The following is a 25,153-nucleotide window of genomic DNA, read 5'->3' on the forward strand; positions in this document are numbered from 1 at the left end:
CGATCGACGCGTGCCGTGTCGCAAGATGCGCATGCATCGGATGCGTGCGCATCTTCCGACAGGACACCAGGTGATCGACGCGTGTTCCGTCGACAGATGCGCGCGCACTGACCGGGAGGCCCGGCTCGGCTCCGCCACGTCGCCTCCGTCCGGCCCGGGCCGGGTGGGTCAGCCGGCGGCACCGTCCCAGTCGGCGTACGGGTCCCAGCCGGTCGTCGGCACGGGAGACCCGGCGCGCAGCAGGTCCGCGTCGCCGCGGTCGCGCACGACACCGATGCGGCGGAAGCCCCCCGGCAGCACAGCCCCCGCGGGGAAGGTCGCGAGCAGGCCGTGGTCCTCGCCGCCGTGCAGAGCGACCTCGTCGAGCGGCGCATCGGCATCGAGTTCGAGCGTCACCCGGCTCGCGCGGGCGAGTCGTCCGGCGTCGATCGCCAGGCCGTCGGACAGGTCGAGCATCGCGGTCGCCCCGGCGACAGCGGCGCGGGGCCCGTCGCCGATCGGCGGCACGGGTCGGCGCTGGCGGTCGACGTCGGGATCGGCGTCCGCACCGCTCGCCACCGTCGCTGCGCGGTCCGGCTCGCCCTGCGCGTCCACGCCGTCACGGAAGAGCCGCGCGAGCCCGCGGGCAGCGCGGCCGAGTTCGCCGGACACCGCCACGACGTCGCCCACACGAGCTCCCGACCGGAGCACCGGGGCGCGACCACCGAGGTCGCCGAACGCCGTGACAGCCACCGTGAAGGTCGCCGAGGTGGAGAGGTCGCCGCCGACCACGCCGCATCCGGGCGCGAGCGCGTCGACAGCGAGGCGGAAACCATCCGCGATGCCCTCGAGCACCGCCACGGGGGTGTCCTGCGGTGCAGCGAGGGCGATGACGAGGCCGCTCGGCGCCGCACCCATCGCCGCGACGTCGGAGAGGTTTGTCGCGGCGGCCTTCCAGCCGACGTCCTCGGGCGAGGACCACGCCCACCGGAAGTCCGGGCCGTGCACCATCATGTCCGTCGTCACGACGAACCGGCCGTCGGGGGCGGCGACGACGGCGCAGTCGTCCCCGGGCCCGAGGAGCGGCGAGCCCGCAGGCAGCCGGCTCGTGATGCGGTCGAGGACGGCCAGCTCACCGAGCGCCCCCACGGTCGGTCCGGCCCAGGCGTCGTACGTCGCGTCCACACGAGAACGGTAGCCTGGACCGCGATGGACACCGCGCGCCGCACCCCTCGCACCCTCGCGATCGCGGGGGTCGTGATCGCCCTCGCCGCCGGGCTGACCGGGTGCACGAACGCCGTCGGCATGAGCGCGGCACCCTCCGCGAACGCAGCGGCGTGCGCGGCCGCACAGGTGCGGTTGCCCGCGACCGTGGACTCGACGTACGACCTGCGGAACACCACCGCGCAGTCCACCGCGGCCTGGGGCGACCCCGAGGCAGCGCTGTACCACTGCGGCGTGGCCGTGCCCACGGTGTCCGACCTGCCGTGCGTCACGCTCGGGTCGGTCGACTGGATCCGCGACGACCGCGAGAAGCAGATCGTCTACACGACGTTCGGACGGTCCCCCGCGGTGCAGGTCGTCGTCGACACGTCGAAGACCGGCAGCGCGGTGCTGCAGGACCTCGCGACGGCGGTGTCGACGCTGCCGAAGGACGGCCACAAGTGCCTGGACCCGTCCGACGTGCAGGGCTGACGCGGGCCGACCCCGTCGCCCTGCTCAGCGTCAGCGGACGGCGGCGCGCCCCAGCTCGATCAGCTCGGTGACCAGCTCGCCGTAGGACACACCCGACGCCGCCCAGCAGCGCGGGTACATCGACAGCGGGGTGAACCCGGGCATCGTGTTGACCTCGTTCACGACGAAGCCGTCGTCGGTCAGGAAGCAGTCGACGCGGGCCAGCCCGGAGCCGCCGATGGCCTCGAACGCACGGGCACCGATCGACCGGATCTCGTCGGTCTGCGCCTCGGTGAGCGGCGCCGGGCACAGCAGCGACTCGTCGCCACCGAGGTACTTCGACGCGAAGTCGTAGAAGCCGTCCTCGGCCACGACGATCTCCCCGGGCAGGCTCGTGCGCGGCGCACCGTCACGGCCCTCGAGCACGGCGACCTCGACCTCGCGGCCGACGACCCGGGGTTCGACGATCACCTTGGAGTCGTGCTCGAACGCCAGGTCCATCGCGGCACCGAGCTCGTCGGGCCCGTCGACGCGCGAGACGCCCATGCTCGACCCGGCGCGCGCCGGCTTCACGAACAGGGGCCAGCCGTGCGCCGCGATCGTCTCGGCGACGTCGACCGGGGCGGCTGCCCACTCGCGGCGGAGCACGGTCGTCCAGGGAGCGACCCGTAGACCGGCGTGCTCGAGGACGGCCTTCGCGACGTGCTTGTCCATCGCCAGGGCACTCGCGAGTACGCCGTCACCGACGTACGGCAGACCCGCGATCTCGAGCAGGCCCTGGATCGTGCCGTCCTCGCCGAACGGACCGTGCAGGATCGGGAACACCACGTCGACGGCGACGGTCGTGACCGAGCCGTCCGGGTGCGAGACGACGAGTTCGTTGGTCGCCGGCGAGGTCGGGAACGCCACACGCGTGCCGTTGTCGGGAACGGTCGGCAGGGAGCCGTCGCGGATCGCCCACTGCGAGGGGTCGTCGGACTGCAGCGTGAACGCGCCGTCCTTCGTGATGCCGATCGGGACGATCTCGTACTCGGTGCGGTCGACGACGTCCATGATGCCGCCGGCGGTCACGCAGCTGATCTCGTGCTCGCTCGAGCGCCCGCCGAACAGGACGGCGACGGTGGTCGTGGGAACGTCGGTTCCCTCGGGGATCGTGGGCACGGGAGTCCCTTCGTGACTCGGTGCGGGACCGGTCACTCGCCCTGGGGCTCGTCGGTCTCGGTGAGGTGCGGCGCGATGTTGCGCGGATCGAGCCTACCGGCGAGGACCTCGCCGACCTGGCTGACGATGGGCATGTCGACGCCGTTCGCGGCGGCGAGCTCGAGGATCGGTGCGACGGACGCCAGACCCTCGGCGGTCTGGTTCATCTGCCGCACGACCTCGTCGAACCGGTACCCCTGACCGAGCAGGCGCCCGGCGGTGTTGTTCCGGGACAGCGGCGACTGGCAGGTGGCGATGAGGTCACCGAGGCCCGCGAGGCCCGACAAGGTCGACGGCTGCGCGCCGAGCGACACCGCGAACTCGGTCATCTCGGCGAGGCCGCGGGTGATGATCGACGCCTTCGTGTTCTCGCCGTAACCGACGCCGTCGACGATGCCGATCGCCACGGCGATCAGGTTCTTCAGCACGCCGCCGAACTCGGTGCCGATGACGTCGGTGTTGATGAACGACCGGAAGTACGGGTTCGTCGCGACGGCGGCGACAGCGGTCGCGGTCTCCACGCTCGACGACGACACCACGGCCGCGGTCGGCTGCCGGCGGGCGATCTCGAGCGCGAGGTTCGGTCCGCTCGCGACGGCGATGCGGTCCTGGTCGATGCCGAGCCCCTGGAGCAGGACCTCGCTCATCCGCAGGCCCGTGCTCTTCTCGACGCCCTTCATCAGGCTGACGACGGGAACACCGGCGGGCAGGAGCTCCCGGATCGCGTCGAGGTTCGAGCGCAGGGTCTGCGACGGCACCGACACGTACACCTGGGTGGCGCCGTCGAGCACCTGCTCGAGCGTCGTCGACGCCGTGAGGGTGCGGGGCAGGTTGATGCCGGGCAGGTAGTCGGAGTTCCGCTTCGTCTCGGTGATCTCGCGGGCGACCTCGGGACGACGGGCCCACACCACCGTGGAGGCACCGCCCTCGGCGAGCACCTTCGCGAACGTGGTGCCCCAGCTGCCGGCACCGATCACCGCGACACGGGGCTTGTCGGTCGACTGCATCACCACCCGGATCGCGGCGGTGTCGAAGGCACCCGGCGCTGCGGCGACGGGGTCGGGACGATCGTCGTGCGGGCGGAGGTCACTCAAACCGGCCGGTCTCCTTCTGGTTGTTCGCCGCCGGGTCCCAGCGGGTGTTCGGGGCCTGCTCGCCACGGAGCTGCTCGAGCAGCTCCGTGATGCGCTGCATGAGCAGCTCGGTGGCCTCGATCAGCATCTGCTGGTCGATCGGCCGGCCACGGTAGGCGGACAGGTCGACGGGGTCGCCGACGATGACGTCCACGCGCGACCGCGGGAAGAGGCGGAGCTTGTTCGAGTAGCGCGCCATGATGCCCTGCGTGCCCCAGTGGGCCATCGGGATCAGCGGCACGTCGTTCTCGAGCGCGATGCGGACCGCACCGGTCTTGCCGCGCATCGGCCACAGGTCGGGGTCGCGGGTGAGCGTGCCCTCGGGGTAGACGATGATCGCTCCACCCTGCTCGATGAGCGACCGGCCGCCTCCAAGCGGGTCGCTCAACCGGGTGCGGCCGGAGCGCTCGACCGGGATCTGGCCCATGCCGGACATGAGCTTGCCGAAGACGGGCACCTTGAACAGCGACGCCTTGGCCAGGAAGCGCGGGGCCCGCCGACTGATGTAGACGGCGGTACCCACGACCAGCGGGTCGATGTTCGTGAAGTGGTTCGGGGCGAGCACGAAGGCACCGTCCGCCGGCAGGCGGTTCGGGCCGTACCAGTGGTAGTTCGACGAGAACCGGAACGTCGGGATGACGACCGACGCCACGATGCGGAACGCGGGGTTGAGCTCCCCACGCTTCCAACGCCGTCCACGCACCGGCAGGCCGGTCGCGACCTGCACGGCGGACGCGTCACGGGCCTCCCGGCCATCGCCCTGGCGCGACGGGCCGTCACCCGGACGCGACGGACCGTCACCCGGCTGCGGAACCGACACCGCGACTAACCCGCGAAGTCGAAGTCGGCGCCCAGCTTCCGCAGCTTCGGGATGAAGTGCTCGTAGCCGCGGCTGATGATGCCGACGTTGGTGATGTGGGACTCGCCGTCGGCGGTCAGCGCCGCGATGAGGTGGCTGAAGCCACCGCGCAGGTCGGGGACCCGGACGTTCGCCGCGTGCAGCGTCGTCGGACCGGTGATGACCGCGGCCTGCTCGAACGGACGGCGGGCGACACGGCGGTCGTGGCCGGGGAGGCCTTCCTTGTGGACGACGATGTCGGCGCCCATCTCGTTCAGCGCGTCGGTGAAGCCGAAGCGGTTCTCGTACACGGTCTCGTGCACGATGCTCTGGCCCTCGGCCTGGGTCAGCGCCACGACGAGCGGCTGCTGCCAGTCGGTCATGAAGCCGGGGTGCACGTCGGTCTCGATGACGACGGGCTTGAGGGTGTCGCGCTCGCGGTAGAACCGGATGCCGTCCTCTTGCACGTCGAAGCCGCCGCCGACCTTGCGGAAGACGTTGAGGAACGTCATGAGCTCCTGCTGGTTCGCCCCCTCGACGAAGATGTCGCCGTCGGTGGCGAGTGCGGCGGAGGCCCAGCTGGCTGCCTCGTTGCGGTCGTTGATCGCACGGTGGGTGTAGCCGCGCAGCGACTCGACGCCCTCGATGAAGATCACGCGGTTCGGCTCGACGGACACGATCGCGCCCATCTTCTGCAGGATCGCGATGAGGTCCATGATCTCGGGCTCGATCGCCGCGTTCCGCAGCTCCGTGACGCCGGTCGCCAGGACGGACGACAGCAGGACCTGCTCGGTCGCACCGACGCTCGGGTACGGCAGCTCGATCGACGCGCCCTTCAGCCCGTTCGGAGCCGTCAGGTGGATGCCGTTGACCTGCTTGTCGACGACGGCACCCATGGCGCGGAGCGCGTCGAGGTGGAAGTCGATCGGGCGGTCGCCGATGCGGCAGCCACCGAGGTCGGGGATGAACGCCTCGCCCAGCTTGTGCAGCAGCGGGCCGCAGAACAGGATCGGGATGCGGCTCGAGCCGGCGTGGGCGTCGATCTCGGCGAAGTGCGCCGACTCGACGTTGGCCGGGTCGAGGATGAGCTCGCCTCGTGCAGGATCGGTGATGCGCACGCCGTGCACCTCGAGCAGCCCGCGGACGACCTTGACGTCGGAGATGTCCGGGACGTCCTTGAGGATCGACGGGGTGTCACCGAGCAGCGACGCCACCATGGCCTTGGTCGCGAGGTTCTTCGCCCCGCGGACCTCGATGCGCCCCACGAGCGGCTTGCCCCCGCGGATGACGATCTCGTCCGACTTGAGGCCCACGCGCGCCCCTGCGGCCGCTGCGTCCTGTACGAGAGAGTTCACTACTTCACCGGCAATGTCTTCGGCCGCCAACTGGAGCGGCGGGATTCGAACTCCGTGATCGAGGTCTCGTCACGGAGGGTGAGCCCGATGTCGTCGAGCCCTTCCATCAACCGCCAACGAGTGTAAGCGTCGATCTCGAAGGGGACGTCCACATCCCCGAGCGACACGCGCTGCGCCACCAGGTCCACGGTCGCCGACACCCCCGGGTTCCGCTCGATCTCGGCCCAGAGCCGCTCGACTTCCGATTCGGTCACGATCGCGGTGACCAGGCCCTGCTTGCCCGCGTTGCCCTTGAAGATGTCGGCGAACCGGGGCGAGATCACGACCGCGAAGCCGAAGTCGCGGAGCGCCCACACCGCGTGCTCACGCGACGAACCGGTACCGAAGTCGGGACCGGCGACGAGCACCTTCGCGCCCTGGTACTCGGGCTGGTTCAGCACGAACGCGGGGTCCTGCCGCCAGCCGGAGAACAGGGCGTCCTCGAAGCCGGTCTTCGTGACGCGCTTGAGGTAGACGGCGGGGATGATCTGGTCGGTGTCGACGTTCGACCGCTTGAGCGGGGCAGCGATGCCGGTGACGGTGGTGATCTTGTCCATCAGACTGCCCCTTCCAGGACGGTGTTCGCTTCGGAGTTCTCCAGGTCCCACGGGCTGGACAGCGTGCCGCGGATCGCGGTGGCGGCGGCGACGAGCGGCGACACCAGGTGGGTGCGCCCGCCCTTGCCCTGGCGCCCCTCGAAGTTGCGGTTCGAGGTGCTCGCGCAGCGCTCCCCCGGTGCGAGCTGGTCGGGGTTCATGCCGAGGCACATCGAGCACCCGGCGAACCGCCACTCGGCGCCGAACTCCTTGATGACGACGTCGAGCCCCTCGGCCTCGGCCTCGAGCCGCACGCGAGCGGACCCCGGCACGACCATGACCCGGACGCCGTCGGCCTTCTTGCGGCCCTGGATGATCGACGTGAAGGCCCGCAGGTCCTCGATGCGCGAGTTCGTGCACGAGCCCATGAAGACCGCGTCGACGGCGATGTCCTTCATCGGGGTGCCGGCGGCGATGTCCATGTACTCGAGGGCCCGCTGCGCGGCGGCCTGGTCGTTCGGGTCGCTGTAGCTGGCGGGGTCCGGGACGCTCTCGGACAGCGAGACGCCCTGGCCGGGGTTGGTGCCCCAGGTGACGAAGGGCTCGAGCTCGTCGGCGTCGATGAAGACCTCGGCGTCGAACACGGCGTCGTCGTCGGTCGCCAGGGTGTCCCAGTACGCGACGGCGTCGTCCCAGTCGGCACCGGTCGGGGCGTGGTCGCGGCCCTGGACGTAGTCGTAGGTGATCTGGTCGGGGGCGACCATGCCGGCGCGGGCTCCGGCCTCGATCGACATGTTGCAGATCGTCATCCGGCCCTCCATCGAGAGCGCGCGGATCGCGGAGCCGCGGTACTCGAGCACGTAGCCCTGTCCGCCGCCGGTGCCGATCTTGGCGATGACGGCGAGGATGATGTCCTTCGCGGTGACGCCCGGACGCAACGTGCCCTCGACCGTGATGGCCATCGTCTTGAAGGGCTTCAGCGGCAGGGTCTGCGTCGCCAGCACGTGCTCGACCTCGGAGGTGCCGATGCCGAACGCCATCGCACCGAACGCCCCGTGGGTGCTGGTGTGCGAGTCGCCGCAGACCACGGTGATGCCGGGCATCGTCAGGCCGAGCTGCGGGCCGACGACGTGCACGATCCCCTGCTCCTTGTCGCCGAGCGAGTGCAGGCGGACGCCGAACTCCTCGCAGTTGCGGCGCAGGGTCTCGATCTGGATCCGGCTCGTCGGGTCCGCGATGGGGCGGTCGATGGCGAGCGTCGGGGTGTTGTGGTCCTCGGTCGCGATCGTCAGGTCCAACCGGCGCACCGGGCGGCCGGCCTGGCGCAGGCCGTCGAACGCCTGCGGGCTCGTGACCTCGTGTACGAGGTGGAGGTCGATGTAGAGGAGGTCCGGGTTCCCGTCCTCGCCCTTGACCACGACGTGGTCGTCCCACACCTTCTCGGCGAGCGTCCTACCCATGAGCTCGACTCCCTCGTTCTCGTCGTCCGGCGCCGCTGGTGCGGCGCTGCCGTCACCGCTGACGCGGCGCGATCCGCCGACTCTACCAGGTTGGTATACCAACGCGGGTCACGGGCGCCGCGTGGTGCGACGGTCGACCGGGAGGCCCGTGGCGACTCCGCGACACCCGTCGCGGTGGGAAGATGGTCGGGACATGACGACACCTGCGCACTCGACCCGGACGATCAACCTCGAGGGCGCGGCACGCGCAGCGATCGCGGGCGGTGCACCACTGGCGCTGCTCATCGCCCTCGGGATGCCGGGCTACGCCGCGTTCGCCATGTTCGCCGGCTTCACCGCGATCTTCGGGGCGACCGAGCCGTACCGGCAGCGCGCCGTCACCACCGGCGTCGCGGGTGCGCTGCAGACCCTGTGCATGTTCGCGGGCATCGGTGTCGCCCTGCTCGGTTCCCCGCTCTGGTTGCAGGCCGCCGGGCTCGTCGTGGTGCTCGTCATCGCGGTCTGCACCCTGTCGACCCTGCGGACGATCCCCGCGCAGCCGATCTTCCCCGTGTTCGCGTTCGTGGTCTCCGCCCTCGTGCCGCTCAGGCCCGCGGACGTCCCGCTCGTCGCGACGATCATCGTCTGCTCGGTCGTCTGGGCGTGGCTCGTCGCGATGTCCGGGTTCGTCATCCGGCACGTGTGGCACCCGCGCGCCCCGCACCGGTTCCGGCCGCTGGCGCCGCTCAAGCAGCGCGGCTTCGGCATCCTCCGCACGGCCGCACTGTGGGAGACCGTGGCGCTCAACGTCGTGGGGTCCCTCGTCGCCGGCGCGGTGGCGTCGACCATCCCCTGGCTCGGGCACCCGTACTGGGCCGTCATCGCGGTGGTGTCGACCCTGCCGGCCCTCCGCCAGCGGCACACCGTGATCCGGGCGTTCCAGCGCTTCATCGGCACGATCGGCGGCACTGTGATCGCCGTCGGGATCCTGCTGCTCGAGCCGTCGGCGTGGTGGATCGTCGTGATCGCCGTCGTGGGGCAGTTCTTCGCGGAGATCTTCGTCGCCCGGAACTACGCCGTCTGCCTGTTGTTCCTGACGCCGCTCGCCCTCGCCGTGTCGTGGCTGAGCCTACCCGAGGCCCCGGAGCTCCTCGCGCTGGACCGGGTCGCGCAGACCACCCTCGGTGCGCTCGTCAGCGTCGGGCTGCTGTTCGTGGGGCGCGCGATCGAGCGGCGTCGCGGCCGTGCCCTGGGTGCCACGAGCGCGATCCGTACCGTCTGAGTACCTGGAGACCCGTGCCGTACCTGGTCGTTCCGGGCATACCTGACCATTTCTTCTGACCAGGTACGCCCGATTCCACCGACCATCGCGCGCGTTCGGGGAAAGAACGGGCGCGTCAGTCGCGGGGCTGGATGTTCCAGGCGTCGATGACCGGGCGGCCGTGCTCGTAACCGAGGACGCTGATCGATGCGGTGCCGAGCTTCAGCACGGCACCGTCCTGCGGCGCGAGCCGGATCCACGCGGCGCCGAGGGCACGCAGCACGTGGCCGTGCGCGATGAACACGGCGTCCTGCCCCTCGGCGAGCACCGGACGAGCGCGGTCCAGGATGCGCTCGACGCGGACCCGGACCTCCGCGGCGTTCTCACCGGGGGTGTCACCGGCAGGCACTCCGTCGGTCCAGAGGTCCCACGGCCCGTGGCGCAGCACCTTGATCTGCGGGGTGGTGAGCCCCTCGTACGCGCCGTAGTCCCACTCGTACAGGTCCTCGTCGAGCTCGGGGTCGGCGCCGATCAGGTGCGCGGTGTCGCGCGCACGCTGCAGCGGACTCGACAGGGCCAACGCGAACGAGCGGTCGGCCAGGTACCGGCCGGCGCGCTTCGCCTGCTCGACACCGTTGTCCGTCAGCGGGATGTCGGTGCGGCCGGTGTGCTGCCCGCTCTTCGACCACTCCGTCTCTCCGTGACGGACGAGGACGAGTTCGCCGGGGCGTTCCGAGGTCATGAGTTCCTTCCGATCCAGAGGCCGAGCGCAGCTGCGCCGACCGAGACGACGAGCATCCCGAGGCCGTGCAGGACGGCGAGCCGGGGCTTGCCGGATCGGAGGAGCTGGACGGTCTCGACGCTCGCCGTCGAGAACGTCGTGTACCCACCCATCATGCCCGTCCCGAGCACCGCGACCGCCGGGAGCGGGATCGTGCCGGCCTGCCCGAGGCCGGTGAGCAGCCCGAGCACGAACGATCCGGACACGTTGATGAGCACGGTCCCGAGCGGGAACCCGGCAGTCCGCGAGCGTGACGTGCGGGTCTTGACGAGTCCGTCGAGCAGGAAGCGGAGCGCGGCTCCGACTCCCCCGCCGACGGCGACGAGCAGCAGGTTGAGCGCGTTCACGACGCGCCTCCGTCCGGGCCGGTTGACGCCGGTCGGAACCGCCCGGCGAGCCAGATCCCGAGGGCGACGGCGCCGAGCCCGAGGACCACGGACAGCAGTGCGTACCCGCTGCCCGCACCCCGCCGGCCGACGTCGAGCAGCTGCGCGGCGTCGTCGGCGAGTGTGCTGTACGTCGTGAAGCCGCCGAGCACGCCGGTGCCGACGAACAGCCGGAGCGTGCGGCGGCCTCCGACGTCGGGGCCACGCCGCGCGAGCGCCTCGAGGAGGAGCCCGAGACAGAAGGCCCCGACGACGTTGATCGCGAGGATCACCCAGCTGATGCCGTGGTGTGCGGGGAACGCTTCGGCGAGCAGTGCCCGGATGGCGGTCCCGATGGCGCCGCCGAGCGCGACGAGGGCGAGGAAGCGCCAGCGGAGGTGCGGCGGTCGCGCATCGGTCATCGGTACTCCTATCGCCGAGCACGCCGGATCGATCCCGCGCGTGCGGTGTTCTCGGGATAGGGACCGTTGGCGCCTCGTGCGCGGTTGGGTCCGGCAGGCCCCACTGCCGGGTCTGACGACCCGTCCAGCGTACTGCTCAGTCGGCGACGGCGGCGATCGCCTCGACCTCGACGAGCTGGTCGTCGTAGCCGAGGACGGTCACGCCGAGCAGTGTGCTCGGCACGTCGTGGTCCCCCATCGCGGCGCGGACGACGTCCCAGGCAGCGACGAGGTCCTGCTGCTCGGTCGTCGCGACGAGCACCCGCGTCTGAACGAGGTCGTCGACACCCGCGCCGGCGGCTGCGAGCGCCGTCCGCAGGTTCGCGATGCACTGCGCGGCCTGCCCGGCCACGTCACCGACGGCGACCGTCGCGCCGTGCTCGTCGAGCGGACACGCCCCCGCGAGGAACACGAGCCGTGTCCCGGCCGGCACGGTGGACGCGTACGCGTACTCCGCGACGTCGCTGAGCGCTGCGGACCGGATGAGCTGGACGGCACTGGACACGGAAGCAGCCTGACACACGACGACGAAACCCCCGGCGAGCCGGAGCTCGTCGGGGGTTTCGTGGTGCTGGTGACCCCAGCGGGATTCGAACCCGCGTTACCGCCGTGAGAGGGCAGCGTACTAGGCCGCTATACGATGGGGCCGCGGCTGTTGTCGGACTCGGAGCATGTCACCTGTGGTGACCCCAGCGGGATTCGAACCCGCGTTACCGCCGTGAGAGGGCAGCGTACTAGGCCGCTATACGATGGGGCCGTTCCGACAACTCGACAAGTATTGCACAAGCCGCGCATCGCGCCAAAACGAGGCGTGTCGCCCGGGTGTGCCGCCATGCCGCGCCCGGCGTACGGCGCTGGTTGCACGTGCAGATTCCGACGGAACACCGGTTGAACGACGCTCGTTCTGTCGCAACATGCACACGCATCCGTTGCGTGCGCATCGAGCGTCGAAACACCCGTTGAACGACGAGCGTGCTGTCGCAACATGCGCACGCATCGGTCGCGCGGCCGTGGACGCGACCGCCCAGCGGACGGGAGGCGCGGGGCGGGCCCGCCACGGGCCTCCCGTCCGACCGCACGCACGTCCGGGGCCGCACTTCGTGAGCAGGAACGGTCGCGTCCCGCGCGGTCAGATCGTGAGCGACTCCCCCGGCCGCAGGACCTCGAGCACGCCGCTCGGCGCGAGCGCCTCGCGCAGCCGACCGGTGTGCATGCCGTAGCCGACGTCGGAGAGCGTGGCCTCGTGGATCGGGTAGGCGCGGGCCGGGGCGAGCGCGGCGACGTAGTCCATCATCTCGGCGACCTTGAGCCACGGGGCACCGACGGGTACGGCGAGGACCTCGACGGGGACGCCCGGGTCGGTGTACGAGTCGCCGGGGTGGAAGAGCGTGCGGTTCACGAGCACGCCGGTGTTGTCGACGATCGGCACCGAGGAGTGGATGAGCTGGTGCCGCGTGCCGTGGAAGTCGAGTTCGAACGGGCCGACGGTGCGGTGGTCCCCGTCGGTCACGACCTCGACCGCGATGCCGGAGTCGGCGAGCGCCGCACGGACGCCCTCGGGGCCGAACACGACGGCGTCGGGGTTGGCGGCGAGGATCCGGTGCAGCTGCTCGGGCGTGACGTGGTCGGGGTGTTCGTGGGTGACGACGACCGCGACGACCCCGGTCGCGTCGACGGGGCGGGTGAAGTTGCCCGGGTCGAGCACCAGGCGGGCGCCGCCGTCCGACAGGATCTGGCAGGCGTGTTCGAGCTTCGTGACCTCCATGCGGGCGACGCTACCCGCGGCTGGCTTGGGCCGACTCGGCCGGCGCCGACTCGGAACGACGTTCCCGTTGTCGTACGACATCGGGAACGTCGTTCCGAGTCGATCCCGCCCACGCACCACCACACACCCTCACCCCGGCGGCGGTCCCGTCGTCCCCCGCACCACCAGGTGCGCCGGCGCCGCGACGATCGCTCCGGCAGCGCCGCCGTCGACCTCGGCCAGCACTGCTCGCGCCGCTGCCCGCCCCTGCGCCTCCGGGTCCTGTGCCACGCTCGTCAGGCCCACGGTGGCGCCGTACTCGTGGCCGTCGATCCCGATCACGGAGACGTCTCCCGGCACCGACAGCCCGGCCTGCCCGGCGGCGAGGAGCACCCCGAGCGCCATCTCGTCCGACGCGCACAAGACCGCTGTCGGGTGATCGGGCCCGGCACCCGCCGCACCCGCCACACCCGCCACCGTGCTCCCGCCGAACAGCGCCGCACCCGCCGCCAGCCCTCCGGCGAACGAGAACCGTCCGTCGAGCAGCCACCGATCAGGCACCGCGTGTCCGGCGGTCCGCATCGCGTCGACGAACCCGTCCCGCCGCAGGTGCGGCACCGCCACGTTCATGCCGGCCTCGTCCTGCCCGCCGACGTAGGCGACCCGTCGGTGCCCGAGTCCGCACAGGTGGTCGACCGCGATCCGGGTGACGGCTCGGTCGTCGACCCCGATGTTCCGCAGGCCCGGTGCGGGTCCGCCGATGACGATCATCGGGTGCCGGGTGAGTTCGAGCTCGGCACGCTCGGTCGCGTCGAGCACCAGGGACAGCAGGACGAGGGCGTCGACCCGGTGCCGCAGCATCGAGCGTCGGAACGCCCGGTCGCGGTCGCCGCCCGGCCCGCCGAGGTTGTAGAGCACGAGGTCGTACCCGGCCCGCCGGAGTTCCGCGTCGACGCCACCGAGCGCCTTGACGTAGAACCACCGGTCGATCACCGGGACGACGACGCCCACGGCGCGCTGCCGCCCGGTGGCGAGGCCGGCCGCCGCCGAGCTCGGGACGTACCCGAGCTCGTCGGCGACCCGACGCACCTCGTCGATCGTGGTCTCCGCCACGTTCTCCATGCCGCGCAGCGCTCGCGACACCGTGGACTTCGACAGTCCCGTGACGGTCGCGATCTCCTGGATCCCCATCGATGCGACCCGGGAGGCCCGTCAGCCGTCCGTACGGTGCGTGACGCCCGCCGGACGGTCGGCTGCAGTGCCGGGGATGGTGTGCGCGACGGCCGCTGCGGTCCGGCGCGCCCGGTGCGGTGCACGACGACCCGCTGGTGCGAGCTCGTCCCACCCGCTGTGCTGGTGCACCCGACCGTCCGCCGAGGGCCGTGGCTGACGACGAGTGTCGTCGCCGCGAGCGGTGCGGACGGGGGCGACGGCAGGAGCGGCACGGATGCCGTCGGTGGCCCCGTCGACGACCGCGTGGCGGCGGAGGACCGCGACCCGCCACCGGTCGAGCGCCACGACCCCGAGCACGCACACCAGCAGGGTGAGTGCCCAGCCGAGTGCCGGTCGACCGGTGACCTCGCAGAACACCGTGGCGCCGAGGAACAGGATGCCGAACATGCCGACGAAGCCGATCGCCTCGTCGATCCGGGCCGTGGGCCGGGTGGGTCCGCGCTGTGCCATGGTCGTCACCCCTTCACGCCACCGGCGGTGAGGCCGGCCACGATGCGTCGCTGGAAGACGAGGACCAGGATGACGAGCGGGATCGTGACGATCGTGCCCGCGGCCATGACCGCCGTGTACGGCTCCTGGTGCGGCTGCGACCCGGCGAACGAGGCGATCGCCACGGTCACCGGCTGCGTCGCGTCGCTCGAGAGCTGCGAGGAGATCAGGTACTCGTTCCAGCTGGAGATGAACGCCAGGATCGCCGTCGTGAACACCGCGGGGGCGGCGAGCGGAAGGATGATCCGCCGGAACGCCTGCACCCGGGTGCAGCCGTCGATGCGCGCTGCTTCCTCGAGGTCCCACGGCATCTCGCGGAAGAACGACGCGAGCGTGTAGACCGTCAGTGGCAGCACGAACGAGATGCTCGGCAGGATGAGCGCCTGGTACGTGCCCATCCACCCGATGTCCGTGAAGAGCTGGAACAGCGGGGAGATGAGCGCGACGCCCGGGAACATCGACGCCGCCAGGATCGCGCCGGCGATCAAGGACTTCCCGCCGAACTCGAGTCGGGCCAGCGCGTACGCCGCCGTCGTGCCGACGAGCAGGGCGATGATCGTCACGACGCCGCCGATGAGGAGGCTGTTGGCCAGCGCCCGCCCGAGGTGGTTGCCGAGCGACGTGGAGAACGCGGTCGCGTAGTTGTCGAGCGTGACGTGCGTCGGCCACGGGGTGGCGTCGAACGTGAAACCGACGTCGCGGAAGCTCGTCACCACCATCCAGTAGAACGGCAGGAGGCACCACACGGCGATGACGATCGCCTGCACGGCCGTGCGGATGCGGGGGCCGGTGTCGCGGCGGACCCGGACGTCGGCGCGTGCGCCAGCACGTTCGCCGGGGACTGGCACCGACCGGGGGCGGTCTGCTGCGAGGGTCACTTGAGTTCACCCTTCTGCTGGGCGGCTTGCGTCTGCACGACGTTGGCGCCGAGGAACCGGACGAAGACGAACGCCACGATGAAGATCACCAGGAAGGTGATGGTCGACAGGGCCGACGCGGAGTTGAAGCCCTGCCGGATCTGTTCGACGACCAGGATCGACAGGGTCGTGGTGGCGTTGCCGGAACCACCGCCACCGCCGGTGAGGATCGCGGGCAGGTCGTACATGCGCAGCGCGTCGAGCACGCGGAACAGGATCGCGACCATCAGCGCGGGCTTGATGAGCGGCAGGGTGATGAGCACGAAGCGCTGGAACGTCGACGCGCCGTCCATCTTGCCGGCCTCGTAGACCTCCTCCGGGATCAGCTGGAGCCCCGCCAGGATGAGCAGTGCCATGAACGGCGTGGTCTTCCAGGTGTCGGCGATGATGACCGCCCACCGGGACGCCCACTCGCCGCTCGTCCACAGGATCTGCTGCCCGAGGACGTGGTTCAGGACGCCGTTCGCGTCGAAGATGAAGTACCAGAGCTTCGCGGTGACGGCGGTCGGGATCGCCCACGGCACCAGGATCGCGGCGCGGACGAGGGCGCGGCCCGTGAAGTTGCGGTTCATGATGATCGCCATCCACACGCCGATGGCCGTCTCGAACGCCACGGTGACGACCGTGAAGAAGAACGTGTTGCCCATCGACACCCAGAACTGGGAGCCGAGGCTGCCGGGCGGGCAGGTGACGTTGCCGCACTGCTGGCCGAGCCAGTGCGCGTAGTTCGTGATGCCGGCGAACCCGCCCTGCACGAACAGGCCGGTGGCCTTGTCGAGGCCCTGGTCGAGCTGGAACGACTGGATGATCGCACTGACGACCGGGTAGCCGATGACGATCGCGAGGAGCAGGATCGTCGGGCCGATGAGGTACACGGCCCACCGGCCGTGCTCGGCGTTGAGTCCGCCCTTGCGCCGTTGGCGCTTCGGTTCCGTGCCCGTCGGGTTCGGGATGGCTGCGGGGATCTCGGTTGCTGCTGACACGTGTCGGCCTCCTTGCCGGGGGTGTCGGAACGCAAGTAGGGGCGGACTGGAGGCACGTGCCGGGATGGCACCGTGCCTCCAGTCCGATGCGGCGTGCGCCGCGCGTTGCTAGCTGCTGGTCGCCGACTTGAGGGCGTCCTGCATGTCCTTCAGGGCTTCGTCGACCGACTTCGATCCCTTGAGCGCCGCGTAGGTGTTGTCCTGGATCGCCTTCGTCACCGCCGGGTAGAACGGCGTGACCGGCCGCGGCTCCGCCGACTCGATCGACTTGAGCAGCGTCGGCAGGTACGGCAGCTTCGCCGTCAGCTCCGAGTCGGTGTAGAGGTCACCGACGACCGGGGCGAGCGACCCCTGCGTCGCGAAGAACTTCTGCGTGTCGTTCGAGATGAGGAACTCGAGGAAGTCGTGCGCCGTCGCCTTGTGCTTCGAGTACACGCTGATCGCGGCGTTGTGCCCGCCGAGCGTCGAAGCACCGGTGCCGTCCGCACCCGGGATGGGGGCGATGCCGAACGTGTCCTTGACCTTGCTCGAACCGTCGGTCTTCGCCAGGTTGTAGACGTACGGCCAGTTGCGCAAGAACAGCAGCTTGCCGGCTTCGAACGCCGTGCGGCCCTGCTCCTCCTGGTAGGTGATCGCCTCGGCCGGGATGTTCCCGTCCTCGAACGCGTCGACCAGGTTCTGCAGGCCGGCCTTGGCGTCCGCGGTGTCGACGTCCGGGTCCCCGCTCTTGCTGAGCACCGAACCACCGGAGCCGTTGATCGCTTCAGAGGCGTTCACCGTCAGGCCCTCGTACTTCGCGAACTGCCCGGCGTAGCAGCCGATGCCCTTGTCCTTCGCGATCTGGCAGTCGGCCATCATCTCCTTCCACGTGGTCGGAGGCGTCTTGACGAGGTCCTTGCGGTAGTAGAGCAGTGCGCCGTCCGAGGTCTGCGGGGCGGCGTACAGGGTGTCGTTGTAGGTCGCGGTCTTCACCGTGGCCGGCAGCAGCTTCGAGGTGTCGATCTCCATGTCACCGGTCAGCGGCGTCAGCCAGCTCTTCGCGGCGAACTCGGCGGTCCAGACGACGTCGACGTCGACGACGTCGTAGTTGGCGTCCTTGGCCTGGAAGTGCTGCACGAGGTCGTCGTGCTGCTGGTCGGCCTGGTCGGACTGCTCCTTGAAGGTGACCTTCTCGTCGGGGTGGGCCTTGTTCCACTTCGCGATCAGCGGCCGGACGACGTTGGAGTTGTCCTTGCCCTGCACGTAGGTGATGGGCCCGCGGCTGTCCTGGCCGCTCTTGGCGTCGTCCGAGCCGGCGCCGGAGCTCCCGCTTGAGCAGCCGGTGAGCACGAGGCCGATGACGGCGACCCCGGCAACGGATGCGAACCGCACCCTGGAGCGTGTTGTCTTCACAGCGTTGTCTCCTCATTGAGATCACCAGGGGGCATCGACCGGGTTCGACGACACTGCCCTGGAGCAGGCGCCGCTGCCTGCTGGTGGAGGAAGCTACGCCCGCCGCAGGGGTTCCGCAACCGGTTGCATCGGTTCCGTGACCTGAGCGTGACCTTGGAAGTCCCGGAGACTTCCTGGGTGAGCGCTCACCCTCGTCGAGGAACTCCCGCGCGCCACTGCGGAACTCCGCATGAACACCGCCACTGGGGTCCTGCGCCGTTGTCCGCACCCACTGCCCCACGTAGCGTCCACGACATGGCCACCCTCCACACCGCCGACACCGTGCCCGCACCGCGCCGTGTCATCGGCGTCGACCTCGACGCCCCGCTCCCCCGTCTCGTCGCCGACGAGACCGGCGAGTCCGCCATGGTGATCGGCTACCGCGGCGGCCACCCCACCGGCACCCTCGACGTACGGCTCACCGACGACCCCGCCGACGCGGCCCGCGCCCTCGAGGCGCTGCAGGAGACCGTCCTGGCTGACGTCCCCGCGGTGTCCGACGACGACCTGCCGACCATCTCGGTCGTCGTGTCCACCGTCGTCGACCGCGTCGAGGACCTCGGCAAGCTGCTCGACGTCCTCGAGCACCTCGACTACCCGCGGCACGAGGTCATCCTCGTCGACAACCGCGTCCGCGTCCCCGCCGGCGACGCCCTGCCCGCGATGCTCGCCGGGCGGAACGTCCGCTTGGTCGAGGAACGCCGCCCCGGTCTGTCCGCCGGACGGAACGCCGGTGTCGCCGCTGCGACCGGCGACGTCATCGCCTTCACCGACGACGACGTCCGCGTCGACCCGCAGTGGCTGCGCGCCATCGGGTCCCGGTTCGTCAGCGAGCCCGGCCTGGACGCCGTCACCGGCGTGATCCTGCCGAGCGAGCTCACCACCCCCGCGCAGATCTGGTACGAGGCGTACTACGGCGGCTTCAGCGCCGAGCGCACCTTCTCGCCCGTGACGATCGTCCCGGACGACGTCCAGGGCACCATGCGCCACGCCCGCGTCTCGGCGGTCACCCCGTCCGGCGAGGTCCTCAAGCACTTCGCCGTCTACGGCATCGGCGCGTACGGCGCTGGCGCGAACATGGCGTACCGACGCACCCTGATCGAGGCCGTCGGCGGCTTCGACCACACCCTCGGCGCCGGCTCCCCGGCCCGTGGTGGGGAGGACCTGGCGATGTTCATCGAGACGCTGTGGCGCGGTGGGAAGATCGGCTTCGAGCCCCGCGCGGTCGTGCACCACCGGCACCGCCAGACCATCGAGGACCTGCACAAGCAGCTGCACGGCAACGGCGTCGGCTTCACCGCGCTGATGTTCGCGCTCGCCGCGAAGGACAAGCGGCACGTCGCCGTCCTCGCCCGCCTGATGCCGCTCGCCGCGAAGGTCAAGTCGAAGCAGATGCTCTCCCGCCTGGCCGGTCGCCGGGACGCCGCGACCGAGGTCACCAACGACGCCTCGACCACGCGCATCCCGAAGACCCTGGCCTACCACGAGCTGCGCGGGTTCCCCGCCGGCCCGGCAGCCTGGTTCCGCAGCCGACGCCGCTGGCGCGACGTCGAGGCCGGCCGCTTCCGGCCGTAGTCGCGGAGCGTGACGGACGGGAGGCCCGTGGCAGTGTCGCCACGGGCCTCCCGTCCGTCCGTTGCGCACGCAACAAGCGACACTCGCGTGGTCGTACGACGTCGCGGATGTCGCACCCACGCGCACGCAACCGTTGCACGCGCAACAAGCGACAAGACACGTGTCGTACGACGACCGTCTTGTCGCAAACCTGTTGCGGCGACTCCGCTCGCCGCGCCCGCCGGCATCCGCGCCTCAGCGCGCAGTCAGCCGCCCGGCCACGTAGCGCCACGGCCCGCCCAGCGCGGCCGTCAGCTCGGCGCGCTTGAGCCCGCGCGTCGCCTCGGTGAACTCGGCGTCGACGGGCCAGCCGCCGCTCGCGTCGACGGGGTGCTCGTCGGCACCCTGCCCGAGCGCGCCGAGCCGCCGGAGCGCACCGGCCGCACGCCGCAGCACCGCGAAGGCCGTGGAGGGCCGCAGCACGAGCTTCGTCACCCAGGCACCGAGCCCGGTGCCGTAGCCGGTCGCCTGCGAGCGCAACGCGGCACGGTCCTTCCGGTGCTCGTGCCAGACGACGGCCGAGGGTTCCACGGCGAGCGCCCCACCGGCGAGCAGGACGCGGGTGAACAGGTCCGGGTCCTCACCGGCTCGGGCGCGGGTGCCGGGCCCGAGGGCGACGTCGAAGCCGCCGAGCTGCCGGACGGCGTCGCGGCGCACGGACATGTTCGCGCCCGTGCCGAACGCGCCGACGGTGAAGGGGAACAGGGGCTCGTCAGCGGGCGGGGCGGACGTGCGGTACACCCGGCGCTCGAGGTTCCGCGCCCAGGTCACCCGCTCGTCGAAGAAGCGCTGCGTGGGGGTGCGGAGCTCGCCGCTGGGGACGAGTCCGGTGACGCACCAGACGTCGGCGTCGCGCTCGTAGGCGGCGGCGATGGCGGCCATCCAGTGGCGGTCGACGACGACGTCGTCGTCGATGAACGCGACGATGCCGCCGGTGGCGCGGGCGAGTCCGGCGTTGCGGGCCCGGGAGACGCCGGCACGTGCCTCGAGGACGTAGTGCACGCGCGGGTCGTCGATGGCGGCCACGACGTCGCGGGTGCCGCTGGTGACGGGGGCGTTGTCGACGACGAACAGCTCGAAGTCGTCGTACGCGGAGTCGAGGACGGAGCGCACGGCGCGGGCGAGCGCCACGGGGCGCTCGCGGGTGCCGATGACGACGGAGACGCGTGCGCCGTCCGCGGGGGCGTCGACCGGGAGGCCCGGGGCCGGCAACCGACGCAGGGCCGGTCCCAGCTCGGCCGGGTCCACCGCCCCGCGGTCGTCGACGCGCACGTCGACGAACCCCGCGACGTCGCGGCCGTCGCGCACCATGAGGCGGGCGCGACGGAAGCCACTGGCGCCGGCGAGGTGCACGGTGTCGGCGGCGAGCGCCGCGGACCGGTCGACGGCGCCGACCCAGGCAGCGCCGACCCAGGTGGGGGCGTCGGGCGAGGGCATCGCGGGGTCGAGCGTGAGGGCTCGTTCCGCGGTGGTGGTGTGGTCGGTCATGTTCGTCCCGTCGGGCCGGTCTGGTCGGGTGGACGTGGCAATGCTCCGCGCGCGTCGACAGGGGGTCAACCGCGATGCTCGGAGGATGCGGGGAGGCTGCGGTTTGCCGCCACTAGACTCGCGGGAGACGCCGGTCGACCCGCCGGTGCGACCCCGGTCCCCGCCGGACACGAGGAGGACGCATGCCGCTGGCCCGAACGATGGACCGGCTCGGCCTGACCAGGCGTCCGCGCCCGACGTTGCACCTGGTTCCGGACCCCGACGCCTCCGACCTCGTCGTGGTGCACCTCGATGCCGACGACGCCGCGTGCGGCACGTGCGGGCACGCCCAGGCGGCGCACGAGCACTACCGTCCGGGCACGGACTGCGCGCTCTGCGACTGCCCGAGGTTCCGCCGCGCCCGCTGACGCGATCCTCCCCGCGATCCCCCTCGATCGGGGGGCGCCTGCGGGAAACCGCCGTTCCCCCGCAGGTGGTCCCGACCTCCCTTGTCGGTGCTGCCGGGCCCGCTTAGCGTCGCGGACATGGCCATCACTCCCACGCCACTCGCGTGCATCGTCCTCGCCCACGAGGACCCGACGCACGTCCGTCGGCTCGTGGCGGCGCTCGACCCGTTCCCGGTGTTCCTGCACTGCGACGCGAGCACCGACGACGCCGTCTTCGAGGCGATGACCGCCGGCCTGCCCGACCGCGTGCACGTGCTGCCGCGGATGCGCACCGGATGGGCGAAGTGGGAGAACGTCGCGGCCGAGGTCGCCGGCTACCGTGCTGCCCTGGCGCAGACCGACGCCACGCACGTGGCGCTGCTGACCGGCAGCGACTACCCGCTCGCCGACGCCGACGAGATCTCGGCGCTCCTGACGGCGAACCCCGGGCGGTCGTTCGTCGAGGCGAAGCCGCTCCCGCACCCCGCGTGGGGTCGCGACGGCGGTCGGTCGCGCGTGCGGTTCCGGCACTGGGCGTGGCGGAAGCACATGCTGCGCCTGCCGGTCCCCCGTCGGGTGCCGCGCGACGTCGTGTTCGGCGGCGGCTCGCAGCTCAAGGTCCTGGCCCGGCACCACGCGCAGGGGGTCGTCGACGTGTTCGACGGGCGCCCCGACCTGGTGGCGTTCTGGGAGCGGGTGTGGATCGGCGACGAGACCTTCGTGCCGTCGGTCCTGCTGACCCCGGCGTTCACCCCGGACTTCGCGGACGCCCACGCGGCGCAGCCGCTCTGGTGGATCGGGTGGGACGGCACGAAGCAGAAGAGCCCGCCGTGGCTCGGGATCGAGGACGCCGGCCGGGTGCTGGAGCGTCGCACGGCGGCTGACCAGTCGACCCCGTACGTGTTCGCCCGGAAGTTCTCGACGTCCCGGAGCACCGACCTGCTCGACGTGGTCGACGCGACCTTCGGGCTCCGCACGTCCGCCGACGACCAGCCGGTGGTGGTGGCGCAGTGACCGTCCCCCAGACCCGACGCGAGGCGCGTGCGGCCGAGGCGGCTGCGCTGGCGGCACAGCAGCCCGACGACGACGAGCTCGAGGCGTCCGTGCAGCCCGCAGCCCCCGGCGCGCTGTCCACCGACACGGACTCGATCGCCGTCGCACGCGGCTCGTCCGTCCTGTTCGGCCGCGGTCTGCTCTACGTGGTCGTCTGGTCGATGCAGCTCGTCGTGAGCTCGCTGATCTCCCCCGTGCTCGCGCACCTGATGCCACCGGCCGAGTTCGGCGTGCTGGCCTCGGCGATCGCGCTGTACCAGGCCCTGGTGGTCGTGGCCGTCTGCGGCATCGACCAGGCGTCGGTGCTGCAGCGCGCCGAGGACGGCGACGACCGGCGTGCCCGCGGCCTGATGTTCGTCGGCATGGTCACCGCGGTCACCGTCACCGTGTTCGCCCTGGTGTCGATCCCGCTCTGGGGCGACGCCGCGGGCTTCGTCGACCAGCACCCCCTGCTGCTGGTCGCCGTGCTCTGGACCGGACCCGCCGCGATCGTGCAGCTGTCCCTCGCGCTGCTCGTCGCCCAGGACCGCATCCGCGTGTTCGCCGTGACGAGCCTGCTGTCGTCCGTCGGCGGTTCGATCATCGGCCTCGGACTCCTCGCCGCCGTGCACGCCGACGCGACCACGTACGCCTGGGGTGGGGTCGTGGCGCAGGGCGCCGCGATGGTCATCGGCATCATCGCCACGAAGCCGCGCCTCCGCGGTCTGTTCGACCACCGCACCACGATCCGGGCCTTCAAGCTCGGTGTCCCGATCGCGCTCGGCAGCCTGTCGTACTTCGTCCTGAACGCCGGTGACCGGCTCGTCGTGCAGCGCCTGCTCGGTGCCGACGAGGTCGCCCGCTACCAGATCGCCTACGTCGTCGGCTCCGCGGTCATCCTGCTGCTGACCTTCACGAACCAGGCCTGGGCGCCGCACTTCGCCGCCCTTCGCGACGCCGTGGCCCGCCGCCGGCTCGCCATGCACGCCCGGGACGAGCTCTACATGCTGCTCGCCCCCGTGCTCGTCGCCGTGACGCTCGTGTCGCCGGTGGCGCTGCCGATCCTGGCGCCGGCGTCGTACCGGGTCGAGTCCCTCACCGTCGTCGTCTTCGTGGTCGCCCTGACCGCGTTCCCGGTGGTCGCGAGCGGTGCGACCGGTCGGCTCCTGCTGGTCGAGCGCCGCGGGGTGACGGTCGGCGTCATCGGCGCGGTCGCCGGCGTCGTCAACATCGCGGCGAACCTGGTGCTGGTGCCCCTGACCGGCATCGTCGGCGCGGGCATCGCCACGGTCATCGCCTACGGCATCCTCGCCGCGCTGCAGCAGGCCTCCCTGCCGGACCGCCGCGAGTGGCGCGGCCCCCGCCGCCGTGTGCTGCTCGCCATCGCGATCGCGATCGTCGTCGCCGCGGCCTCGCTCCTCCCGCCGCAGGACCTCGCCTGGAACATCGTGCGCATCGTCGGCGTCGCAGCGTGCCTGCCCTGGTTCTTCCGCCGCCTGAAACTCGCTCGCGGAGGATCCGCATGACCCGTCCCGCCCGCCGTCCGCTGCGTGTCGTCGTCGTCACCAACGGACTCGCCATCACCGGCGGTGTCGAACGCTGCGTCGTCGAGGACGTCGGCGAGCTCGTCGCGGCCGGCCACGACGTCGAGGTGTGGCACCGCGCCGGCCCGGACGGCGACCCGGACGAGGGCCGCGCGGTGTTCGACCGGCTCGGTGTCCGACTGCGCCATGCCCGCGACTACCGTTTCGGCATCCGGACCGTCCCGACGGACGTGTTCCGCTTCGTCCGTGAGGGCCTGCGCCTCCGCCGCTCGCGCCCGGACGTCCTGTGGCTGAACCGTCCGGAGTTCCTGCCGTGGGGCCGCGTCGTGTCCTTCGTGTCCGGCGTCCCCCTGGCCGTGCACCTGCACCACGCCCCGAACTACCGTCGGCTCGGCCCGTTCGCCGGCGGCCGAACCCGGTACCTCGCGGTCTCGGCGGCGATGGCACGTGCCTGGACCGCCGTCGGTGCCCCGCCGGACCGCGTCGACGTGGTCCCGAACGGCGTCGACACCGCGGCGTTCCCCGCCGCCACGCCGACGAGCACGCGCCGAGCACGCGCTGAGCTCGGCCTCGACCAGGACCGCCCCGTGGTGCTCTACTACGGACGGCTCACGCGGTCGAAGGGCGTCCTGGCCCTCCTGGAGGCGTGGGGTCGCGTCCACGCGTCGGCCCGCGTCCTCGTGGGGCCCGGCACACCGCCCGCCCCGCCTCCGGTGCTCGTCCTGGCGGGTGCGCTGTACCCGCAGGACGCCCCCGCCGTGCAGCGCGCGATCGCCAGGCTGCCCGAGGGGTCGGTGGTCGTGGTGCCCGAGCGCGACGACGTCGTCCCCCTGCTGCACGCAGCCGACGTCGTGGTGGCACCCTCCATCGAGCCCGAGGGGTTCGGCCGCGTGGTCGTCGAGGCGATGTCCACCGGACGACCCGTCGTCTCGGCGGCGTCGGGCGGCACCGCCGAGATCCTCAGCGGTGAGTGGGCGCGGTTCACCGTCGACCCCACCGAGACCGGCGCGCTGGCCGACAAGGTGCTCGAGGCGCTGCACGCGGCCGAGACGGAACCCGGACTGGCGGACCGGTGCCGCGCCTGGGTGCGGGACCGGTACGGCCGGGAGCGGCACGTCGCGGCGCTGCTCCGGTCGATCGAGGTGCACGCGAAGCACTGACAGACGACGACGACCTGAAGCGGTGCCGACGA

Annotated in this window: 25 protein-coding genes and 2 tRNA genes; 7 read left to right on the plus strand and 20 right to left on the minus strand. The window is 71.6% G+C overall.

All coding sequences use genetic code 11. From position 1 onward, the window contains the following. Nucleotides 1-168: 168 nt before the first annotated feature. The gene (thiL, locus tag OGL88_RS15295; RefSeq protein ID WP_263091996.1) at nt 169-1,164 is read right to left on the minus strand and encodes a thiamine-phosphate kinase; all 996 of its coding nucleotides are present in this window, start codon (nt 1,162-1,164) and stop codon (nt 169-171) included. A gap of 24 nt (nt 1,165-1,188) precedes the next feature. Here thiL and OGL88_RS15300 point away from each other — a divergent pair, with 24 nt between their 5' ends. Then, a complete protein-coding gene (locus OGL88_RS15300; protein WP_263091997.1) occupies nt 1,189-1,674 on the plus strand; it encodes a DUF3515 domain-containing protein in 486 nt (161 codons plus the stop codon). 30 nt (nt 1,675-1,704) lie between these two features. On the opposite strand, the gene OGL88_RS15305 is transcribed toward OGL88_RS15300, so the two are convergent. From OGL88_RS15305 to leuC, 6 genes are all read right to left on the minus strand, one after another. Beyond that, nucleotides 1,705-2,814 (minus strand): D-alanine--D-alanine ligase family protein, encoded by a 1,110-nt coding sequence (locus tag OGL88_RS15305; RefSeq protein WP_275897994.1) that lies wholly within the window; start codon nt 2,812-2,814, stop codon nt 1,705-1,707. Nucleotides 2,815-2,846: 32 nt separating this feature from the next. Next, on the minus strand, nt 2,847-3,860 hold the full coding sequence (locus OGL88_RS15310) for an NAD(P)H-dependent glycerol-3-phosphate dehydrogenase (protein WP_263092021.1): 1,014 nt from the start codon (nt 3,858-3,860) through the stop codon (nt 2,847-2,849). Nucleotides 3,861-3,939: 79 nt separating this feature from the next. Continuing rightward, entirely contained in the window at nt 3,940-4,713 is a 774-nt protein-coding gene (locus tag OGL88_RS15315; protein WP_263091998.1) for a lysophospholipid acyltransferase family protein, read from the minus strand. A 98-nt stretch (nt 4,714-4,811) separates the two neighbouring features. After that, a complete protein-coding gene (murA, locus tag OGL88_RS15320; protein ID WP_123294811.1) occupies nt 4,812-6,179 on the minus strand; it encodes a UDP-N-acetylglucosamine 1-carboxyvinyltransferase in 1,368 nt (455 codons plus the stop codon). Then, nucleotides 6,179-6,775, minus strand: a complete 597-nt coding sequence (gene leuD / locus OGL88_RS15325; RefSeq protein WP_205462620.1) for a 3-isopropylmalate dehydratase small subunit — start codon at nt 6,773-6,775, stop codon at nt 6,179-6,181. The genes murA and leuD overlap by 1 nt, the downstream gene beginning before the upstream one ends. Next, a complete protein-coding gene (gene leuC / locus OGL88_RS15330; protein WP_263091999.1) occupies nt 6,775-8,214 on the minus strand; it encodes a 3-isopropylmalate dehydratase large subunit in 1,440 nt (479 codons plus the stop codon). The genes leuD and leuC overlap by 1 nt, the downstream gene beginning before the upstream one ends. A 193-nt stretch (nt 8,215-8,407) precedes the next feature. Between leuC and OGL88_RS15335 the strand changes: the two genes are divergently transcribed. Beyond that, nucleotides 8,408-9,475, plus strand: a complete 1,068-nt coding sequence (locus OGL88_RS15335) for an FUSC family protein (RefSeq protein WP_263092000.1) — start codon at nt 8,408-8,410, stop codon at nt 9,473-9,475. 115 nt (nt 9,476-9,590) lie between these two features. On the opposite strand, the gene OGL88_RS15340 is transcribed toward OGL88_RS15335, so the two are convergent. The 12 genes from OGL88_RS15340 to OGL88_RS15395 form a co-directional block, all read right to left on the minus strand. Beyond that, a complete protein-coding gene (locus OGL88_RS15340) occupies nt 9,591-10,196 on the minus strand; it encodes a histidine phosphatase family protein (RefSeq protein ID WP_263092001.1) in 606 nt (201 codons plus the stop codon). Next, nucleotides 10,193-10,582 carry a fluoride efflux transporter CrcB gene (gene crcB / locus OGL88_RS15345; RefSeq protein ID WP_263092002.1) on the minus strand — a complete coding sequence of 130 codons (390 nt, stop codon included), beginning with the start codon at nt 10,580-10,582 and terminating at the stop codon, nt 10,193-10,195. Before crcB ends, OGL88_RS15340 begins: the two co-directional genes overlap by 4 nt. Continuing rightward, a complete protein-coding gene (locus OGL88_RS15350) occupies nt 10,579-11,022 on the minus strand; it encodes a fluoride efflux transporter FluC (protein ID WP_263092003.1) in 444 nt (147 codons plus the stop codon). Before OGL88_RS15350 ends, crcB begins: the two co-directional genes overlap by 4 nt. 136 nt (nt 11,023-11,158) lie before the next feature. Then, nucleotides 11,159-11,566 carry a RidA family protein gene (locus tag OGL88_RS15355; RefSeq protein WP_263092004.1) on the minus strand — a complete coding sequence of 136 codons (408 nt, stop codon included), beginning with the start codon at nt 11,564-11,566 and terminating at the stop codon, nt 11,159-11,161. Nucleotides 11,567-11,633: 67 nt separating this feature from the next. Next, a tRNA-Glu gene (locus OGL88_RS15360) sits at nt 11,634-11,709 on the minus strand. 33 nt (nt 11,710-11,742) lie between these two features. Beyond that, a tRNA-Glu gene (locus OGL88_RS15365) sits at nt 11,743-11,818 on the minus strand. 372 nt (nt 11,819-12,190) lie between these two features. Next, on the minus strand, nt 12,191-12,826 hold the full coding sequence (locus tag OGL88_RS15370) for an MBL fold metallo-hydrolase (RefSeq protein WP_263092005.1): 636 nt from the start codon (nt 12,824-12,826) through the stop codon (nt 12,191-12,193). Nucleotides 12,827-12,955: 129 nt separating this feature from the next. Further along, entirely contained in the window at nt 12,956-13,996 is a 1,041-nt protein-coding gene (locus OGL88_RS15375; RefSeq protein ID WP_263092006.1) for a LacI family DNA-binding transcriptional regulator, read from the minus strand. A gap of 21 nt (nt 13,997-14,017) precedes the next feature. Continuing rightward, nucleotides 14,018-14,488, minus strand: a complete 471-nt coding sequence (locus OGL88_RS15380; protein ID WP_263092007.1) for a hypothetical protein — start codon at nt 14,486-14,488, stop codon at nt 14,018-14,020. 5 nt (nt 14,489-14,493) lie between these two features. Next, nucleotides 14,494-15,306, minus strand: coding sequence for a carbohydrate ABC transporter permease (locus OGL88_RS15385; protein ID WP_240347742.1), 813 nt, complete (start codon nt 15,304-15,306; stop codon nt 14,494-14,496). A gap of 95 nt (nt 15,307-15,401) precedes the next feature. Further along, the gene (locus OGL88_RS15390; protein ID WP_205462630.1) at nt 15,402-16,427 is read right to left on the minus strand and encodes a carbohydrate ABC transporter permease; all 1,026 of its coding nucleotides are present in this window, start codon (nt 16,425-16,427) and stop codon (nt 15,402-15,404) included. A gap of 108 nt (nt 16,428-16,535) precedes the next feature. Then, complete coding sequence (locus OGL88_RS15395; RefSeq protein WP_263092008.1) at nt 16,536-17,819, minus strand: ABC transporter substrate-binding protein; 1,284 nt, start codon at nt 17,817-17,819, stop codon at nt 16,536-16,538. Between the two features lie 294 nt (nt 17,820-18,113). Here OGL88_RS15395 and OGL88_RS15400 point away from each other — a divergent pair, with 294 nt between their 5' ends. Continuing rightward, a complete protein-coding gene (locus OGL88_RS15400) occupies nt 18,114-19,433 on the plus strand; it encodes a glycosyltransferase (protein WP_263092009.1) in 1,320 nt (439 codons plus the stop codon). Between the two features lie 234 nt (nt 19,434-19,667). On the opposite strand, the gene OGL88_RS15405 is transcribed toward OGL88_RS15400, so the two are convergent. Further along, nucleotides 19,668-20,960 (minus strand): glycosyltransferase family 2 protein, encoded by a 1,293-nt coding sequence (locus tag OGL88_RS15405; protein WP_263092010.1) that lies wholly within the window; start codon nt 20,958-20,960, stop codon nt 19,668-19,670. 182 nt (nt 20,961-21,142) lie between these two features. Between OGL88_RS15405 and OGL88_RS15410 the strand changes: the two genes are divergently transcribed. From OGL88_RS15410 to OGL88_RS15425, 4 genes are all read left to right on the plus strand, one after another. Next, nucleotides 21,143-21,367 carry a hypothetical protein gene (locus OGL88_RS15410; protein WP_263092011.1) on the plus strand — a complete coding sequence of 75 codons (225 nt, stop codon included), beginning with the start codon at nt 21,143-21,145 and terminating at the stop codon, nt 21,365-21,367. A 117-nt stretch (nt 21,368-21,484) separates the two neighbouring features. Then, the gene (locus OGL88_RS15415) at nt 21,485-22,399 is read left to right on the plus strand and encodes a beta-1,6-N-acetylglucosaminyltransferase (protein WP_263092012.1); all 915 of its coding nucleotides are present in this window, start codon (nt 21,485-21,487) and stop codon (nt 22,397-22,399) included. Beyond that, complete coding sequence (locus OGL88_RS15420; protein ID WP_263092013.1) at nt 22,396-23,943, plus strand: lipopolysaccharide biosynthesis protein; 1,548 nt, start codon at nt 22,396-22,398, stop codon at nt 23,941-23,943. Before OGL88_RS15415 ends, OGL88_RS15420 begins: the two co-directional genes overlap by 4 nt. Then, the gene (locus OGL88_RS15425) at nt 23,940-25,121 is read left to right on the plus strand and encodes a glycosyltransferase family 4 protein (RefSeq protein WP_263092014.1); all 1,182 of its coding nucleotides are present in this window, start codon (nt 23,940-23,942) and stop codon (nt 25,119-25,121) included. Before OGL88_RS15420 ends, OGL88_RS15425 begins: the two co-directional genes overlap by 4 nt. The last annotated feature ends 32 nt before the right edge of the window (nt 25,122-25,153 follow it).

Source organism: Curtobacterium sp. RIT-PI-V (assembly GCF_025642935.1).
GTDB lineage: Bacteria > Actinomycetota > Actinomycetes > Actinomycetales > Microbacteriaceae > Curtobacterium.